Below are 16,881 nucleotides of genomic sequence, written 5' to 3'. Positions count from 1 at the left end.
GAACATGATCCCATTCACCCGTCGCGCCGCTTGGCTGGCAGGCCTGCTGTCGGCCGCCTTGCTCGCCCCCGCGGCCGCTTCGGCCCAGGCCGCCTACCCATCGCAGCCCATCACCTTCGTGGTGCCTTACGCCGCGGGCGGCAGCTCCGACACCCGTTCGCGCCAGCTGGCCCAGAAGATGAGCGAAACGCTGGGCGTGACCATCGTGGTCGAGAACAAGCCCGGCGCCAGCGGCAATATCGGCACCAGCATGATTGCCCGCGCCAAGCCCGACGGCTACACGATAGGCCTGGGCAACTTCGGCCCCATGTCCGTGAACAAGGCCCTGTACGGCAGCAACCTGCCTTTCGATCCGCAGCAGGACCTGCAGCCCATCGCCCTGATCGAGCGTGGCGCCCTGGCGCTGGGCGTGAACAGCGCCTCGCCCTACAAGAAGCTGGCCGACCTGATCCAGGACGGCAAGCAGAACCCCAACAAGCTGGACTACGCCTCCACCGGCGCGGGCGGGGCCTCGCACCTGCTGACCGAACAGTTCAAGAGCACCGCCGGCTTCGATGCCGTGCACGTCCCCTACCGCGGCGGCGCCCCCGCCTCCAACGACTTGCTGGCCGGCAACATCTCCTTCTACCTGGAGCTGGCCAGCCTGTTCCTGCCGCACATGCAGGCCGACGCGCCGCGCCTGCGCATCCTGGGCGTGACCTCCGAAGAACGCGTCAAGGCCCTGCCCGACACGCCTACCTTCAAGGAGCAGGGCGTGGACCTGGTGGCCTCCAACTGGTTCGGCGTGGTGGCCCCCGCCGGCTTGCCCGCCGACATCGTGGAAAAGCTGAACCAGGCCGTCAACAAAGCCTTGCAGGACGAGGGCTACCGCAAGATCGTGGAATCGCAGGGCGCTGAAGTCGTGGGCGGAACGCCGGAGGAATTCGCCGCATTCATCCAGCAGGAGAGCGAGCGCTGGGGGAAACTGATCGCCGAGCAGAACATTTCCATCCAGTAAGCGTTCCGGCATAGCTTCATGACTTCCAAGCAGCAAACACTGGCCGACCAGGACCAGGCCATCAAGGCCTGGGCCTGGCTGGCCGAGCCTGCCGACCGCCTTCCCGGCTCCTCGGACGGCCCCTTGTCCGGCGTCACCTTCGGCGTGAAGGACGTGATGGACGTTAAAGGCATGCCCACGCGCTATGGCGCCAAGCTGCCCCATGCACTGCCGGCCGAGCGCGACGCCGCCTGTGTGGCCCTGCTGCGCCGGGCCGGCGCCGTTCCCCTGGGCAAGACCGTCACGGCCGAGTTCGCCTACGCGGCGCCCGGCCCGACCCGCAATCCCCTGAACCTCGAACACACGCCGGGCGGTTCCTCCAGCGGCTCGGCCGCCGCCGTGGCCGCCGGCATGGCGGACTTCGCGCTGGGCACCCAGACCGGCGGCTCCATGATGCGTCCGGCAGCCTTCACCGGCGTGCTGGGCTACAAGCCCAGCTTCGGCGCCGTGCATCGCGGCGGCCTGTTCCTGCTGTGCGACAGCCTGGACACCATAGGCTGCTTCAGCCGCGACCTGCCCCTGCTGCGGCGCGTGGCATCGGTGCTGCAGCCCTTGCCGGCGCCCGTGGCGCCCCGTTCGCCCCGCATCGCCGTGCTGAGCGGACAGGAACTGGGGCCGATCGAGCCCGCCGCCCTGCAGGCCCTGGACCAGGGCTGCCTGCATCTGGAGAGGCAAGGAGCGGTGATCCAGCGCCTGGCGCCGGATCCCCAGCTGCACGAATTGCTGGAGCTGCACGGCCGCATCATGCTCTATGAAATGGCTCGCAGCCTGCTGCCCGTCTGGCAGGCCGCGCCGGACGCACTGAGGCCGGTGACGGTCGATGCGGTGCGCAAGGGCCTGGCCCTGGATCCGCTGGACTATCACGACTGGCAGGCCCGGCGCCGCCTTCTGCAGCGCGAATGGGAACAACGCTACGGCGACTACGACGCCCTGCTGACGCCCGCCGCGCCCGGCCCCGCTCCGCAAGGCCTGCACAGCACCGGCTCCTCCGTGCTGAACCGCCCCTGGTCGCTGCTGGGCTGGCCCACCCTGAGCCTGCCCGCTCCGGCGCCGCACGGCCCTCTTCCCCTGGGCCTGCAACTGATAGGCCGCCCCCAGCAGGACGGCGCCCTGCTGGACCTGGCCACGCTGCTGGTCTGATCCCTCCTGCCCCGGCCCTGCGCGGGCCGGGAAATCGGCGCTTTCTTGAGCCTGCTCAAGACACCCTGAATCCCGAACATTTCAAGCGGCAAGCAGTGCTCTATCATTGAAGACATGGCCGCTGCAGCGCGCGTGCGCCTACTTTCTCCCGTGCCCTGCGGCGACCGGCCTCCTGTTCAAACCGGATCCCTGTCATGCGCCGCCCCATTCTTCTCGTACTATCCGCCTTCTTCCTGATCTGGGCCGTGGAAGCCCTGTGGCTGTCCCCGTCGCCGCCGGGAGACGGACTGTGGGTGATGCGCCAGGAAGGCATGCTGCTGACCGGCATCCTGGCGCTGGGCGCCATGACGGCCATCATGATCCTGGCCTTGCGCCCCCGTCGCCTGGAACCCTGGCTGGGCGGCATGGACAAGGCCTACGGACTGCACAAGTGGCTGGGCATCATCGCCATCCTCCTGAGCCTGGCCCACTGGCTGGCCAAGCAATCCAAGCCCGTGATCAGCGCCGCCATCGGCACCACGGGCAGGCTGGCCAAGACGCCCGTGCCCGAATGGGTCAGCCTGCTCAAGCCCTACGCCAAGACCGTGGGCGAATGGACCTTCTACGCCCTGGTCCTGATGCTGATCATCACGCTGGCGCGCCGCACAGTCTCCTACAAGCGCTGGTACTGGCTGCACCGCTTCATGCCTCTGGCCTACCTGCTGCTGGTGTTCCACGGCGTGGTGCTGACCCCGCCCGGCTACTGGAGCGGTCCGGGCGGCTGGCTGCTGGCGCTGACCATGGCGGCCGGCACGGTCGCCGCGCTGGTGCAGCTGGCGCGCGATCTGCGGCCCGCCTACCCTCATGCGGGCACGGTGCAGTCCTGTACGCTGCGCGGCGACGTGCTGGAACTGCAATGCCGCATGGACGACTCCTGGCCCGGTCACCAGGCCGGGCAATTCGCCTTCCTGCGCCTGGCCGGCGATCAGGAATCCCACCCCTTCACCCTGTCCGACGCGGACCGCGGCGATCACATCGTCCGTTTCCACATCAAGCAGCTGGGCGACTGGACGCGAGGCCTGCCCGGACGCCTGCAGCCAGGACAGGCCGTGGAGCTGGACGGGCCCTACGGCCGCTTCGTGCCTCCCGACCATGACGACGGCGCCGTGCACGTCTGGATAGGCGCGGGCGTGGGCGCCACGCCCTTCCTGTCCTGGCTGGGACAGGTCCACCAGGACGGCCACGCACCCCAGGCCTGGCTGCAATACGCCTGCCGGCGCCCCGACGATCCCTTGGCCGAAGCACTGAAAGATGCAGCAGCCGCCCATCCCGATGTGCGCCTGGACATCTATGCCGAAGGCCGCCGCTGGACGGCGCAGGAAGTCCTCAAGCTGTTCCAGGCCGGCAAGCCGCTGCACGTCTGGTTCTGCGGCCCGGCGGCCATGGGCCGTCAATTGCAGCAGGCGCTCAAGCAAACCCTGCCGCCGGGTTCCTGGACGCTGCACAAGGAGCATTTCGAGTTCCGCTGAGGCGCCGCGCGACGGCACACGGTCATGAACACGACATCAAACTGACTTATTATCTGTCCGGACTGCCGCAGATCATCGTCAGGAGGACGCCATGCACGCATTTCAGACCATCAATCCGGACGAGATCCTCAACACCCTGGTCAGCCTGACCGTCGCCTTCCTGATGGGCGGCATCGTGGGCTTCGAGCGGCAGTACCGCCAGCGCACGGCCGGCCTGCGCACCAATGTGCTGGTGTGCGTGGGCGCGGCCATTTTCGTGGACATGGCCTTTCGCATCGCCGGCGCGGACGGCGCCGTACGCGTGGTGGCTTATGTGGTGTCGGGCGTGGGCTTTCTGGGCGCGGGCGTCATCATGCGCGAGGAAGGCCATGTGCGCGGACTGAACACGGCCGCCACGCTCTGGGGCTCGGCCGCCATCGGCGCCTGCGCGGGCGCGGACCTGATCGTGGAGGCCGTGCTCGCCACCCTTTTCGTGCTGGCCGCCAATACCTTGCTGCGCCCCGTGGTCAATGGCATCAACCGGATGCCGGTGGACGCCCAGGCCAGCGAAATCACGCACATCATCCACATCATCACGCCGGCGACGCAGCGCCAGGCCGCCACCCAGGCACTGGAAGAAGTGCTGGAGCACGAAAACTACCCGCTGGGCGAACTGGAGATCAGCCCCTTCGCCGACGAGTTGGTGGAGATCAAGGCCACGCTGATGGCCACGTCCATAGACCCGCGTGACAGCGACCGCCTGCAGGCCCTGCTGTCCGCTCATCCCGCCATCCAGCAGGTCTACTGGGAGACCAGCACGTCGGAGTGATCGCCTACCGGCACATGGACTTGCAGGCGCAAGTGCTTGTCCTGGTCCACGATCAGCGTCGTGTGCTCGTACTGGCGCGCCGGCTCGCCCTCCAGGCGAAACCAGGCCTTGCCGTGACAGGGCTGATGCACCTCGTGCTGGCGCCACAGGCTCTTGAATTCCGGTGATACGCGCTCCAGCTCCGCGACCAGCTCGACGAAATCGGGCGCTTGCTGGGCGGCCGCGAAATCGCGGCGGAACCCGGCCACCAGATTCTGCAACTGTTCGTCCCTGTCCTGCATGCGCTCGCGCGTCAAGTCGTCGGTGAACAGCATCCAGAGGCGATTGCGCCTTCCGGCCGGCTGGCGCTCGAAATCGAACAGGGCCTGGGCGGCCTGATTCCAGGCCAGCACGTCCCAACGCAGGTTCAGGATGTAGGCGGGGTGGGGGTGCAGGTCGTGCATCAGGCGCTTCACCAGGGGCGGCACCTGGCACCAGGTCTTGGCGGACTCCACGGGCGGACGCTGGCAGGCCAGCAGGAACAAATGCCGCCGCCCGGCCGCATCCAGGCGAAAAACCTGGGCAAGCCGCTCCAGGAAGGCTTCGGACACGCCGATCTCGCGCCCTTGCTCCAGCCAGGTATACCAGGCCAGGCCCACGCCGGCCAATGCGGCCACTTCCTCGCGGCGCAGACCAGCCGTGCGCCGGCGCGCGCCCACCGGCAGGCCGTAATCGGCCGGCTCCAGGCTGCGCCGTCGGGCCTGCAGGAACTGGGCCAGGGCATGACGGGTTCGGGGCTTGCTCATATAGTGGGATCCAGGGCGCGGGGACAATCAGGGAGTGACTTTCAGTAATAGCATAAACAAGTAAATTGTAATAGCTATCAGGCTCTCCCAGAATGGAATTCCTACAAGGAGTTCCCATGGTTTCACGTTCCGCTTCCCCTCTGGCGCTGGCGCTTCTGATGGCCGCCGCCTTTCTGTCTGTCTTCGACCTTTTCGTGGTCAACGTCGCCTTGCCCAGTTTGCAAACCTCCTTGCAAGCCAGCCTGGGCCAAGCCGGTCTGGTCGTGGCCGCCTACGAGCTGAGCTTTGGCATGGCGCTGATCAGCAGCAGCCGGCTGGGCGACCGCCATGGCCGGCGGCGGCTGTTCGGCTGGGGAGTGGCCAGCTTCAGCGCGACTTCCGTGCTCTGCGGCCTGGCGCCCGACATCACGCTGCTGATCCTGGCCCGCATCCTGCAAGGCGCCACCGCGGCGCTGATGTTTCCGCAGGTCTACGCCATCCTGCGGGTCAGCGTGCCGGCCGGACGGCAGCGCGGAGCCTTCGCCTGCCTGGGCGCCGTCCTGGGCCTGGCCGCCCTCAGCGGCCAGGTGGCGGGCGGGTGGCTGCTGCAGGCCAATATCCTGGATCTGGGCTGGCGTCTTATCTTCCTGATCAATCTGCCGGTCGGCCTGTTGATACTGCTTCTGTTGCGCCGCATTCCCGAAAGCCGCGAGCCCGACGGCGCCCGCCTGGATCCCTGGGCCGCGGCCGCGCTGGCGCTGGGCGTCTTCGGCGTGCTGCTGGGCCTGATGGAAGGTCCCGCCCGCCACTGGCCCGCCTGGAGCCTGGCGAGCCTGTTGGGCGGCACGGCGGTGCTGCTCCTGACCGCCCGCCGGCAGCAGGCGCTGCAGGAGCTGGGGCGCCCCGTGCTGCTGGACATGCGCCTGCTGCGCCGCCCCGACTTCAGCCAGGCCAGCGTGCTGGTGGTGCTGCTGTACTCCACGGCGAGCTCTTTCTTCATCAGCTTCGCGCTGCTGAGCCAGGGCGGACTGGGCCTGACGCCCATGCAGGCCGGCCTGCTGTTCGCCCCCGCCAGCGCGGCCTTCATGCTGGCGTCCCTGGCCGCCCCCGTGCTGGTGCGGCGCCTGGGCAACGGCGCCATCCTGCTGGGCGGCCTGCTGCACATCGCTGCGTTCGGCGGGCTGCTCGCCCATGCCTGGCTCGGAGACGCCTCGTCCGGCACGGGCGTGCTGCAGGTCCTGCTCATCGCGCTGGGCTGCGCCCAGGGCCTGACCATGACGCCCTTGCTGAACCTGGTGCTGGGCCGGGTGCCCGTGGAACAGGCGGGCTCGGCCGCGGGCCTGCTGTCCACCTTGCAGCAAGTGGGCGCGGCGCTGGGCGTTTGCGCCATCACCCTGCTCTATGCTCCCGCCCTGGCGGCCGGCCCCCGGTTGACCAGCCATCTGGACGGATTCCTGCAGGTCCAGGTCTACAACGTGCTGGCGGCCACGTGCGTGACCGTCCTGCTGTGGCGGCAGACCCGGCCCGCCGCCGACACGCGTCCAAAAGATGCGGGCTTTACTTCGACCTGCTCGAAGGCTGGTACGACCCCACCTTGGCGCCCAGGCCCACGGCAAAGCGATTCCAGCTGTTGATCTGCGTGATGGCCAGGGTCAGGTCGGCGATCTCCCGGTCCGAGAAATGCGTTTTCAGCTCCTGCACCAGGGCTGGATCGGGATGCCTCCGGGCCAGGTTGGTCAACGCCTCGGCCCAGGCCAGGGCGGCGCGCTCGGCGGCGCTGTAGAACGGCGCCTCGCGCCAGGCAGCCAGCAGGTGCAGGCGCTGCTCGGTCTCGCCGCCGGCCCGCGCGTCCTTGGAATGCATGTCCAGGCAATAGGCGCAGCCGTTGATCTGCGAGACGCGCAGCTTGACCAATTCCAGCAGGGGCAGGTTCAGGGCCTCGGTGCGCGCCGACTCCAGGTACGCTTCCACGCCGTGCATGACATTGACGGCTCCGGGCGCAGCCTGATAATAATTGACGGATATAGTCATGATGATCTCCTTGGATGGTTGAAGCCGGCCCCTCGGCCGGCCCGCATTCATAGCCTACCCGGCCCCATCGCCGCCCGATTGTACTTTTGCGACAGACACGACATGCTGATTGCCCAGCCCCTGCTGTATCGCTGCTGCCCGCCCAGCCCGGACCTGGCGCCGTATGTGACCCTGCACTGGAGCATGCAGGGCGATCTGCCTGCCGGCGTGGTGCGCGAAGAGTACCTGCACCCCGAAGGCGGCTGCGGGCTGATCTTCAACCAGGGCGATTCCATGCAGCTCAACGGCCTCGTCCATGGCGCCCGCCGGTGGATCAACGGACCGTCCAGCCGCAGCGCGATCATCGCCTTGCAAGGCAGGGTGCGCCTGGCCGGCGTGCGCTTCCTGCCCGGCGCGGGCCGCCTGCTGTTGCAGGCCCCCTTGCACGAACTGCTCAACCACAGCCTGGACAGCGGCGACTTTCCCTTGCCGGCCGCGGCGGAAGCCCTATGGCAGGAGCTCCCGCTGGACGATCTGGCGCAACAGAAGCAGCGCGTGGAACAAGGCCTGCGACTGCTGCTGGCGCGCCCGCAAGCCACGACGGACGCAGCCTCCCGGCAAGTCAGGCAGGAGCTGCAGAACCTGTCGCAGCGCCTGCGCCAGCCCGCTTTTCCCCAAGAACGCGGCGCGCCGGCCCAGCCGCGGCAGGTGCAGCGCCTGTTCCGGGACTATGTGGGCATTGCTCCCCATCAGTATTTTTCGCAATTGCGGGCTCAACTGGCGCGCGAACGCATCAAGGCGCTGGAGCCGGACGGCACCCTGACCGAGATAGCCCACGAACTGAACTTCCACGACCAGGCCCATTTCATCCGCGACTTCCAGCGCATCGTGGGCCTGACGCCTGGCCAGTATCGGCGTCGGCAGGACCGCAAGCGCCAGCCCTAGGACGAGCGGGACAAGCGCCCGTCACGACGGCAAAGGCATTTGAAGGTCGACGCGCCTCAGCCTTCGAGCCGCGCCGCCGGATCCTGGCGGTAATAGCGGCGCAGCAAGTCATACCAATGCGGCAAGGCTTCGGCCAAGGGAATGGGGTCGATGAAAAAAGCTTCCGAACTGACGGCGAAGAACTCGGCGTGATCGGTGGCGGCATAGGGGTCCAGCGGCAACTGCTCGTACCAGGGCAAGGCGGCCTCGGACTCGGGATCCACATCGGGCGGGATGGCGTCCTCCACGGCGGTCAAGGCCCGCTCGAAAGTCTCGAAGGATTCTTCCAGGACCTGCCGCCAATGACGCACGGACAGGTCCGCATAGCCATGCAGGGGGGGCACGCCGTCGGCCTGCCCGCCCAACAGGTCCAGCTTGTGCGCGAATTCGTGGATGACCACGTTCATGCCCGTCTCGCCATAGGGCCCGCTCTGCTCCCAGGAAAGAATCACCGGCCCGCCGTCCCAGGCCTCGCCGGAGGCCGGCATCATGTATTCATGAACCACGCCGGCCTCGTCCACATCCTGATGGGGAATCATGAATTGTCCGGGATACAGCACGATTTCCGTCCAGCCCTCGTACAGGGCCGGATCCAGGTTCAGGATGGGCAAGGCGGCCTGCACCGCGATGGACAGCATCATCTCGTCCGTGACGACCAGGCCCCGCACGCCCGTGAACTGCTTGCTGGCCAGCAGCCAGGCGGCGCGCTGGCGCAGGCTGTCCAGCTCCGACGCGCTCAGCCCGTCCAGGAAATCGTGCTCGCGCACGGCCTGCTCCCATTGGGCCCCGCCAATCGACGCCAGGGTCTGCTCCACGCGGCTCTGGCGCGCCCCGCGCCCGCTCAGCCAGGCAAACATCAGCTTATCTCCACGGGCGCATGGCCCGACATGAATCCGGACGGATGAAAACGAAAAACACGTCTGTCCGGCAGGACGTGGCCCCGCTATTTTATCCAGTCGCCTGCCTTTTTGACGGCCGGTCGGATCCTGTCATGCGTCGCCATCCTCCCGGACAGCGGGATAACGCTGGATTAGAATACGTACATGGACAAGCTACGACTGGACAAATGGCTGTGGGCGGCGCGCTTCTACAAGACGCGCAGCCTGGCTTCGGAGGAAATCAGCAAGGGCCGGGTGCTGGTCAACCAGCAAGCCGCCAAGCCCGCGCGCGAAGTCGCGCCCGGCGACCTGATCACCCTGCGCAAGGAGGATCCGCCCATGCACGTGCGCGTGACGGCCCTGAGCGGCGTGCGCGGACCGGCGCCCGTCGCCCGCCAGCTGTACCAGGAAACAGAAGAAAGCAGCGCGGCCCGCGCCCGCGCCGCCGAAATGCGCCGCCTGGCGCCGGAACCCGCCCTGGACTACGACGCCGGCCGCCCGACCAAGCGCGACCGGCGCCAGATGCAGATCCTGCGAGGCAAATAGCCTGCGCCTACCGGTCCGCCGGCTTGAACCCGTCCCGATTGGGCATCCTCACCTGCGGCAGGCTGACCTGGTCCATGACCTGGTCCGGCTGGATGGCGCCCGCCCTGAACAAAATATAGGCCGCCAGGGCATAGACCTCATCGTTGCTCAGGCTGCCCGGCGCGGTAAAGGGCATGGCTCGCTTGGTGTAGTCGAACAGCGTGGTGGCGTAAGGCCAATAGCTCTCCACCGTCTTGACCGGGGGCCCGCTTGCGGCCGCCAGGGTGCCACGCCCGCCGACCAGCCGATCGCCGATGCCTCCCTCCAGATTGGCGCCATGACAGGCCATGCAATGCTGGGCGTACAGTTTTTCGCCCTGCTGCACCGTGCCCGAACCCTTGGGCAGGCCCCGTCCGTCCGGCAGAGGCGAGACGAAATGCTCCAGCTCCGCATCGGTCGCGGGCTGGCCGAAACCGTAGACAGGCGCCTGCTGCGCCGATGCCGCGCCGCAGGCCGCCGCCAGGAACGCGGCCAGACAGGTTCTAGTCATGATGGACATTGGACACCTCCCCGCTTGACGCGACCTTCCAGCTCTGTATGCCGTTCAGGTGATACACGGACACCAGCCCTCGCTCCTTGACCAGTTGAGCAATGCTGGGCTGCACATAGCCCGTCTCGTCCGTACAGCGGCTTTGCAGGACGGCTTCCTTGCCATCCCATTCCCAGGGCAGGGAAAAGCGCGTATGGCAGATGGGCAGCACAGGACCGTGCAGCACGGCGTCGCGCCAGCTTCGCCCTCCGTCCACGGACACTTCGACCCGCTTGATCGCGCCGCGCCCCGACCAGGCCAGCCCCGAGATCTCATAGAAACCGGGCTCGCGCAGCACCATCTCCCCGGAAGGAAAGGTGATGACGGACTTGGCCTCCATCAGGAAGGAAAACTGCAAGGCGCTGCCGTCGGGCATCAGGTCGGTGTACTTGGACGTTTCCTCGCGCGTCATGAAAGGGGTGTCGGAAACCTCCAGCCGCCGCAGCCACTTGATGGACATATTGCCCTCGTAGCCCGGCACGAACAAGCGCAGGGGATAGCCCTGCTCCGGCCGGAGCGCTTCGCCGTTCTGCCCGTAGGCCAGCAGGCAGTCATGCATGGCTTTCTCAAGCGGAATGCTGCGCGTCATGACGGCGGCGTCCCCGCCTTCGGCCAGCAGCCATTTGGCCCCCGGCCTCACCCCCGCTTCATTGAGCACGGTGGCCAGCGGCACGCCCACCCACTCCGAGGTGGAGGTCAGTCCATGGGTTCCCTGCACGGTCTTCATCGTCGGCTTGGACCATTCCGTCAGGCCATTGCCCGAACATTCCATGAACATCAAGCGCGACAGGGCCGGAAAGCGGCGCAGGTCCCCCATGGAATATTTGCGCGCCTGCTTGACCATGCCATGCACGAACAAGGTGTGCGTGGCCGGATCAATGGTGGCGATGCCGCCGTGGTGCCGTTCATAATGCAATCCGGAAGGCGTGATGATCCCCATGCTGTTCTGCAAGGGCGTGAAGCTCCAGGACGATTCGGTGGTCTTGGTTGCGTAGCGAGTGCGCACTTCCTTCTCGAACTGCGACCGGGCGCCATAACCACCATCATCCACCCCCACCCCGACACCCTGGACTCGCGTGGCGTCCGGCGGAACGGTTCGCTCTATGGCCCCCGGCGTAGCCGCCTGCGCCAGGCCCCCGGCCGTGCCGGCTACGGCCAAGGCTCCCAGCATGAAGCGGCGGCGCGGCGGCAGGCTATGGGGATTGGGGCCGTCGCCGTGGAAATAAGGCGATGCGGGGTCTTGGCGTTCCTGCTCCAGGAACTGCGCTTCCAGCTGCTGCAACTGGACATGGCTGCGCTTGAGGGTCGCGCTGTCGCCATGACGGTTTGCGTCACTCATAAACGTCCTCCCTTTGGGTTCAGGTACGGCTTATGAACTACAAAACGTGCAGGCGAGCGCGCCCTGCACCATCCCGCGCACGACGGCGAGATGGCGTCAGCGTAGTCCGCAATAGTTGAACTGCCAACTATTGAATACCCAGGTATACAGCGCCACGAAAGCGCAATCTGCCACCTGTTGTCGGCACTGCAAAACTTGTTACCAGCCATCTCCCCAGGGGGCTGGAGCGCTCTTCCTGTTGCACGCCGTTGCTCATGCAACGGCTCGGCCGGGAAGCAGGCCGCTAGGATTAGAGCCGCCTTGAACCGGCACGGAATCATCACCTTCTCCTGGGGAGAACCATATGTCCTGCACCACTTTGCGCGCCCGTCTCGCCCGTCTCGCCCGCCTGGCCTTGCTGGCCGGCGCCGCCCTGACCCTGACCGCCTGCGCCTACGAAGACCCGTACTACGGAGGCTACTATGAAGGCGGCTATTACGAGGACGGCTACCACGGCGGCCGCCGCTACGATGACGAGGACTGGCGGATGCGCGAGTACCGCCGCCAACAGGCCGAACACCGGCGCGAGATGCGCCGCCATCAGCAGGAACGGCAGCGTCATATCGAACGCCAGCAACGCGAACAGCAGCGCCAGATCCGTGAACAGCAAGCCGAACACCGGCGCCAGCAGCAGGAAATGAAACGCCAGCACCGGGAGTGGCAGCGCCAGCAGGAAGAACTGCGCCGGCAGCAGGACGAAGCGCATCGCGGGCACCGCTGGCAGGGCTAGAAACGGTCTTCAGCACAAGGCTACAGCCCCCGGCTGATATATCAGACCTTTCGTTAATATATGAGCAATATCAAGGGTTTACACCATTGATCGATCTTCACCGCTAAAGCTATAAACCTAAAACAATTACATGCATACGCATGGAAATGCTTTTAGGAGACCTGGGCATGAAGATCACTGCGGTACGCGCCATTCCCTTGAACGTGCCATTCGAATTCAACGGCGGCGGCATACGCAAGCCCTCCAACCTGGCGGTCTGCCATGTGGAGATCGAGACGGACGAAGGCATCACCGGCTACGGCCTGACCGCCATCACCGAAGAACATCCCGTGGCCAGCGCCGTGAACGACATCCTGGCCGCGGACCTGATCGGCCAGGATCCGCTGAACACCGAACGGCTGTGGGACCGCATGTACTGGAACGTCTGCCCGCGCGGCCAATCCGGCTACGGCATGCACGCCATCTCGGCCCTGGACATCGCCCTGTGGGACATCAAGGGCAAGGCCCTGGGCCAGCCCGTCTGGAAGCTGCTGGGCGGCGCGCGTGAACAGATCCCCGCCTACGCCACCTTCGGCTTCTCCTTTCTGCAGGACGAAGAGCTGGTGCAGGTGGCGCGCGCCTGCGTGGACCAGGGCTTCCGGGGCCTGAAGATGGTGGTGGGCCACAACGGCCTGCAGCGCCGCGACGAGCCGCGCCCCCTGCAGGATGTGATCCGCCAGGACATCCGGCGCATGAGGCTGGTGCGCGAAGCCATCCCCGCCGAAGTCGGCCTGTACATCGACGGCAACTGCAGCCTGGACTACTTCCACGCCCAGGAGATCGCCCGCGCCGCGCGCGACCTGGACGTGGGCTTCTTCGAAGAACCCATCACGCAGAACGATGCCGGCCGACTGCGCGAACTGCGCCGCCAGACCGGCATCACCATCGCCGCCGGCCAGAACGAGGGCCAGGCCTATCGCTTCCGCGACCTGCTGATGCACCAGGCGGTGGACATCGTGCAGCCCAATGTGCTGATTTCCGGCGGCTTCACGCAATCGCGCAAGATCTTCGGCCTGGCCGAAAGCTTCAACGCCTCGGTGGCCAACGGCGGCGCCTTCCCGTCCCACAACGGCCACCTGCACAGCGGCCTGCTGAACGGCGGCGAAGTCGAATGGCACCTGGCCGCCAGCGCCATGATGGCCGAGATCTACACCGGACTGCCCCAGCCCGACCAGGGCTGGATGCGCATGCCGCAGGCGCCCGGCCTGGGCCTGACGCCGCGGCTGGACCAGATCGACAAGCTGCGCCGTCTTCCCGGCAGTCTCGGAAACGGCAAAGGCTGACCAACCCCACCTGAGAGGTAAGCAGACATGAAACCGTGGTCCCGTGTTGTTGTTGTCCTCAGTCTTTTCCTGGCCGGCGCGCAAGGCGCCCTGGCCGCCCCGCCCGCCTGGGCCGAACGACCGGTGCGCCTGATCGTGCCCTCCGCCGCCGGCGGCTCCGGCGACACACTGGCCCGCCCCCTGGCCGAGGCCCTGGGCCAGCAGATCGGCCAGACCGTGGTCGTGGAAAACAAGGGCGGCGTGGGCGGCGTGCTGGGCGCGAGCATGGTGGCCAGCTCCAGCCCCGCCGACAATCAGCTGCTGTTCGGCGCGGTGCACCACACCATCGCCCCGGCCGTGCTGAAGAACTTCCCCTACGACACCCGCAAGGACCTGAAGGCCGTGACCCTGATCGCGGCCATGCCCAACGTGCTGGTGGTCAATGCCGCATCGCCCTACCACAGCGTGAACGACCTGCTGGCCGCCGCGCGCCAGGGCAAGGGCGTGAACTACGGCACCAGCGGCGTGGGCACCATGCTGCACCTGATGGCCGGCAAGCTGGAAAAACTCTCCGGCACGACCATGACGCCGGTGCACTACAAAGGCAGCGGACCGGCCGTCATGGCGCTCATCGGCGGGGACCAGATCGACTTCATGTTCGAGACCATGCCGTCGGCCGTGGCGCAGATACGCAACGGCCGCCTGCGAGCCCTGGCCGTCTCCAGCCCCGAGCGCGCCCAGGCCCTGCCCGACGTGCCCACCTTGAAGGAGCTGGGCATGGACGAACTGAGCGCCCAGACCTGGTACGGCATCTTCATGCAGGGCGAGGTTCCGGAGGCCACCGTGCAAAGCGTGGCCGGCGCCATCCACCAGGCCCTGCAAACGGAAAAAATCCAGACCATCTGGCAGACCAACGGCGCCCAGGTGCAGTCCAACAGCCCGGCCGAGTTCACGGCCTATGTGGACCAGGAGCTGAATTACTGGGCGGACACCGTGCAGACGCTGGGGCTGAGCAACTTCTGAGGCCCTGCGCGCCTGCGGCTTTGCCTCAGGGGCAGGCGATTCGGTATGCTGTGGTGTTGTCCGACCGCCGCCGCGCCTGCCATGTCCTCCACTTTTCACCCCTACCCCGAACTCGCCGCCCAGCTGCTGCCCCACTCCAGCGGCTGCGACGGCGACGGCTCGCACGATCTGTCCCACCTGCAGCGCGTCTGGAAGAACGTGTGCGCCATCCAGGCGCAAGAAGGGGGCGATCTGCGCCTGCTGCTGGCCGCCGCCCTGCTGCACGACTGCGTGGCCGTGGAAAAGAGTTCGCCGCTGCGCGCCCAGGCATCCACGCTGGCGGCCGAGAAAGCCGGACGCATCCTGGCGGACCTGGGCTGGAGCGCGCCGGACCAGGAAGCGGTCATGCACGCCGTGCGGACGCACAGCTTTTCCGCCGGGCTGCCGCCCCTCAGCCTGGAAGCCCGTATTTTGCAGGACGCGGACCGCCTGGACGCCATCGGCGCGCTGGGCATCGCCCGCTGCTTCTATACGGCCGGACGCATGGGCTCCAGCCTGTATCATCCGCAGGATCCCGAAGCCCAGGACCGTCCTCTGGACGATGCGCGCTATGCGCTGGATCATTTCCCCGCCAAGCTGCTGAAGCTGGCCGAAGGCTTCCAGACGGAAACCGGCCAAAGGCTTGCCCGGGAACGCCAGGCGCGCATGCAGCGCTACCTGCGGGAACTGCTTGACGAACTATGACGCCTGCCGGGTCGCGCGGACCTTGATCGTCCGGCAGGCCTAGAGTTCGGTGTATTTCTTGTTCGTGCCGCGCACCTTGTCAGCGGGGTACTTCTGCGCGTTCTTGGCGATCTTGCGCGTGACCGCTTCGTTCATGTCCACGCCCAGCACATGGGCCAGCCGGCTCAGGTAGATCTGCACGTCGGCCAGTTCGTCGCGCACCGCCTCGGCCGTGCGCGGATCGGCGCCTACCCCGCGCGACTGCTCTTCGGTCAGCCACTGGAAGATTTCCACCAGTTCGCCGACTTCGTTGGTCAGGGCCATGGCCAGGTTCTTGGGGCTGTGGAACTGTTCCCAATCGCGTTCGCGCGCGAATTCGGCCACTTTGGCGTTCAGGGCGGACAATTCGATCAGGGGACGATAGGAGGACGGATCAGACACGGCGCGAATCACAAAAATTGGGAGACTAACGCATACTAAGACCAGCGGCGGCGCGGCGCAATGCCGGCCTGGACATTTGACGACTGAAACGATTTGCCACATAATCAAGAATGATTCTCATTCAAAATTATGTCTTCTGCATCCTCCGATCAATGGCACATCCAGGCCGGCACTCCCGAGCTGAACATCAGCGGCGGGCTGCTGCGCGTGCAGCCGGGCCAGACCATCACCGAGGAAAATGAGGCGGGCTTGAAACTGGTGCTGTTGCTGGGCGGCGGCGCCGTGCGCTACAGCATGTCCCAGGCGCCCGCCACCCAGTTGCAAGGTCCGGCCCTGCATTTGAGCCTGAGCAGCCGGCCTTTCGTCGTCAATCACAGCTTCCATGCCGGTACGCCCGTGCATTATGTGGCCATACGCATGCCCGAGCAGGCCCTGGAGAATTGGCTGGACATGGACGCCGCGGACTGGAGCCGTCGTCAGGGCTCGCCCGCAGGGCCGTTCATCCTGGACAGCCAGGCCGACAAGCCCCTGCAGGCTCTGGCGCGCCAGCTACTGCTGTGCCCGCTGCGGGGCGGCTTGCGGCAGTTGTACCTGTCGGGCAAGGCGATGGAGCTGACCGCCGCCGTGCTGGCGACGCTGGACGCGCGGTCGACAGCGAGCTCTGCAGCGGGCATTAACTTGCCGGCCCGGCAGCGCGACTGCCTGCAGCAGGCGCGCGCGCTCTTGCTGCAGGATCTGTCCCAGCCGCCTGGCCTGGATTGGCTGGCCGCCCGGGTCGGCCTGAGCGTCACGCTCCTGACGCGGGGCTTTCGTCAGATGTTCGGCATGAGCGTCTACGAATTCGTGCGCGAACAACGCCTGGAACAAGCCTACCGCATGCTGGCGACCGGCGCCTGCAGCGTATCGCAGGCGGCCGGCGCCTGCGGTTACAGCGATTCGCACTTCTCCAAGGTATTCCAAAAACGCTACGGCGTTCCCCCCCGCGCCCTGCGCCGCTGAACCACCTGCATACCGGCCAGCGCCAGACAAATACCGGCCAGCGCCAATGGTGGCGGCACGCTCTA

The 16,881-nt window shown here is 66.7% G+C and carries 18 protein-coding genes; 12 read left to right on the top strand and 6 right to left on the bottom strand.

Annotated features, from left to right (window positions below):
* Positions 1–4 precede the first annotated feature (4 nt).
* The 4 genes from ACF3ND_RS02460 (at position 5) to ACF3ND_RS02445 (ending at position 4,492) form a co-directional block, all read left to right on the top strand.
* On the top strand, positions 5–997 hold the full coding sequence (locus ACF3ND_RS02460; protein WP_394063912.1) for a Bug family tripartite tricarboxylate transporter substrate binding protein: 993 nt from the start codon (positions 5–7) through the stop codon (positions 995–997).
* Between the two features lie 18 nt (positions 998–1,015).
* Positions 1,016–2,176 carry an amidase gene (locus ACF3ND_RS02455; RefSeq protein WP_394063910.1) on the top strand — a complete coding sequence of 387 codons (1,161 nt, stop codon included), beginning with the start codon at positions 1,016–1,018 and terminating at the stop codon, positions 2,174–2,176.
* Between the two features lie 194 nt (positions 2,177–2,370).
* Positions 2,371–3,684 carry a ferric reductase-like transmembrane domain-containing protein gene (locus ACF3ND_RS02450; RefSeq protein WP_394063908.1) on the top strand — a complete coding sequence of 438 codons (1,314 nt, stop codon included), beginning with the start codon at positions 2,371–2,373 and terminating at the stop codon, positions 3,682–3,684.
* Positions 3,685–3,775: 91 nt separating this feature from the next.
* Positions 3,776–4,492, top strand: a complete 717-nt coding sequence (locus tag ACF3ND_RS02445; protein WP_394063906.1) for an MgtC/SapB family protein — start codon at positions 3,776–3,778, stop codon at positions 4,490–4,492.
* On the opposite strand, the gene ACF3ND_RS02440 is transcribed toward ACF3ND_RS02445, so the two are convergent.
* Positions 4,465–5,277 carry a helix-turn-helix transcriptional regulator gene (locus ACF3ND_RS02440; RefSeq protein ID WP_394063904.1) on the bottom strand — a complete coding sequence of 271 codons (813 nt, stop codon included), beginning with the start codon at positions 5,275–5,277 and terminating at the stop codon, positions 4,465–4,467. The genes ACF3ND_RS02445 and ACF3ND_RS02440 overlap by 28 nt on opposite strands.
* A 116-nt stretch (positions 5,278–5,393) precedes the next feature.
* On the opposite strand from ACF3ND_RS02440, the gene ACF3ND_RS02435 reads away from it, so the two are divergent.
* Entirely contained in the window at positions 5,394–6,890 is a 1,497-nt protein-coding gene (locus ACF3ND_RS02435) for an MFS transporter (RefSeq protein ID WP_394063902.1), read from the top strand.
* Here ACF3ND_RS02435 and ACF3ND_RS02430 read toward each other — a convergent pair.
* Positions 6,814–7,287 (bottom strand): carboxymuconolactone decarboxylase family protein, encoded by a 474-nt coding sequence (locus tag ACF3ND_RS02430; protein ID WP_394063900.1) that lies wholly within the window; start codon positions 7,285–7,287, stop codon positions 6,814–6,816. The genes ACF3ND_RS02435 and ACF3ND_RS02430 overlap by 77 nt on opposite strands.
* 102 nt (positions 7,288–7,389) lie before the next feature.
* On the opposite strand from ACF3ND_RS02430, the gene ACF3ND_RS02425 reads away from it, so the two are divergent.
* Positions 7,390–8,211: a helix-turn-helix domain-containing protein gene (locus tag ACF3ND_RS02425; protein ID WP_394063898.1), complete on the top strand. Its 822-nt coding sequence runs from the start codon at positions 7,390–7,392 to the stop codon at positions 8,209–8,211.
* Positions 8,212–8,267: 56 nt separating this feature from the next.
* Here ACF3ND_RS02425 and ACF3ND_RS02420 read toward each other — a convergent pair whose 3' ends face one another.
* Positions 8,268–9,107: a zinc-dependent peptidase gene (locus tag ACF3ND_RS02420; protein ID WP_394063896.1), complete on the bottom strand. Its 840-nt coding sequence runs from the start codon at positions 9,105–9,107 to the stop codon at positions 8,268–8,270.
* A 186-nt stretch (positions 9,108–9,293) separates the two neighbouring features.
* Between ACF3ND_RS02420 and ACF3ND_RS02415 the strand changes: the two genes are divergently transcribed.
* Positions 9,294–9,674, top strand: a complete 381-nt coding sequence (locus ACF3ND_RS02415) for an RNA-binding S4 domain-containing protein (protein WP_394063894.1) — start codon at positions 9,294–9,296, stop codon at positions 9,672–9,674.
* 7 nt (positions 9,675–9,681) lie between these two features.
* On the opposite strand, the gene ACF3ND_RS02410 is transcribed toward ACF3ND_RS02415, so the two are convergent.
* Positions 9,682–10,203 carry a c-type cytochrome gene (locus ACF3ND_RS02410; RefSeq protein ID WP_394063892.1) on the bottom strand — a complete coding sequence of 174 codons (522 nt, stop codon included), beginning with the start codon at positions 10,201–10,203 and terminating at the stop codon, positions 9,682–9,684.
* Positions 10,196–11,413 carry a sulfite dehydrogenase gene (gene soxC / locus ACF3ND_RS02405; protein WP_394065765.1) on the bottom strand — a complete coding sequence of 406 codons (1,218 nt, stop codon included), beginning with the start codon at positions 11,411–11,413 and terminating at the stop codon, positions 10,196–10,198. Before soxC ends, ACF3ND_RS02410 begins: the two co-directional genes overlap by 8 nt.
* A 511-nt stretch (positions 11,414–11,924) precedes the next feature.
* Between soxC and ACF3ND_RS02400 the strand changes: the two genes are divergently transcribed.
* From ACF3ND_RS02400 to ACF3ND_RS02385, 4 genes are all read left to right on the top strand, one after another.
* Positions 11,925–12,350: a hypothetical protein gene (locus ACF3ND_RS02400; RefSeq protein WP_394063890.1), complete on the top strand. Its 426-nt coding sequence runs from the start codon at positions 11,925–11,927 to the stop codon at positions 12,348–12,350.
* A 167-nt stretch (positions 12,351–12,517) separates the two neighbouring features.
* Positions 12,518–13,672: a mandelate racemase/muconate lactonizing enzyme family protein gene (locus tag ACF3ND_RS02395; protein ID WP_394063888.1), complete on the top strand. Its 1,155-nt coding sequence runs from the start codon at positions 12,518–12,520 to the stop codon at positions 13,670–13,672.
* Positions 13,673–13,699: 27 nt separating this feature from the next.
* Complete coding sequence (locus tag ACF3ND_RS02390) at positions 13,700–14,674, top strand: Bug family tripartite tricarboxylate transporter substrate binding protein (protein ID WP_394063886.1); 975 nt, start codon at positions 13,700–13,702, stop codon at positions 14,672–14,674.
* A gap of 81 nt (positions 14,675–14,755) precedes the next feature.
* The gene (locus ACF3ND_RS02385; RefSeq protein WP_394063884.1) at positions 14,756–15,397 is read left to right on the top strand and encodes an HD domain-containing protein; all 642 of its coding nucleotides are present in this window, start codon (positions 14,756–14,758) and stop codon (positions 15,395–15,397) included.
* Between the two features lie 39 nt (positions 15,398–15,436).
* Here the strand turns inward: ACF3ND_RS02385 and ACF3ND_RS02380 are convergent, their stop codons facing one another.
* A complete protein-coding gene (locus ACF3ND_RS02380; RefSeq protein WP_394063883.1) occupies positions 15,437–15,817 on the bottom strand; it encodes a nucleotide pyrophosphohydrolase in 381 nt (126 codons plus the stop codon).
* A 129-nt stretch (positions 15,818–15,946) separates the two neighbouring features.
* Between ACF3ND_RS02380 and ACF3ND_RS02375 the strand changes: the two genes are divergently transcribed.
* The gene (locus ACF3ND_RS02375) at positions 15,947–16,816 is read left to right on the top strand and encodes a helix-turn-helix transcriptional regulator (RefSeq protein ID WP_394063881.1); all 870 of its coding nucleotides are present in this window, start codon (positions 15,947–15,949) and stop codon (positions 16,814–16,816) included.
* Positions 16,817–16,881: the final 65 nt, after the last annotated feature.

Source organism: Alcaligenes sp. WGS1538 (assembly GCF_043187505.1).
Taxonomy (GTDB): domain Bacteria; phylum Pseudomonadota; class Gammaproteobacteria; order Burkholderiales; family Burkholderiaceae_B; genus Alcaligenes.
Note: the sequence above shows the minus strand (reverse complement) of the source record. Positions and strands in the feature narration are given on the sequence as shown.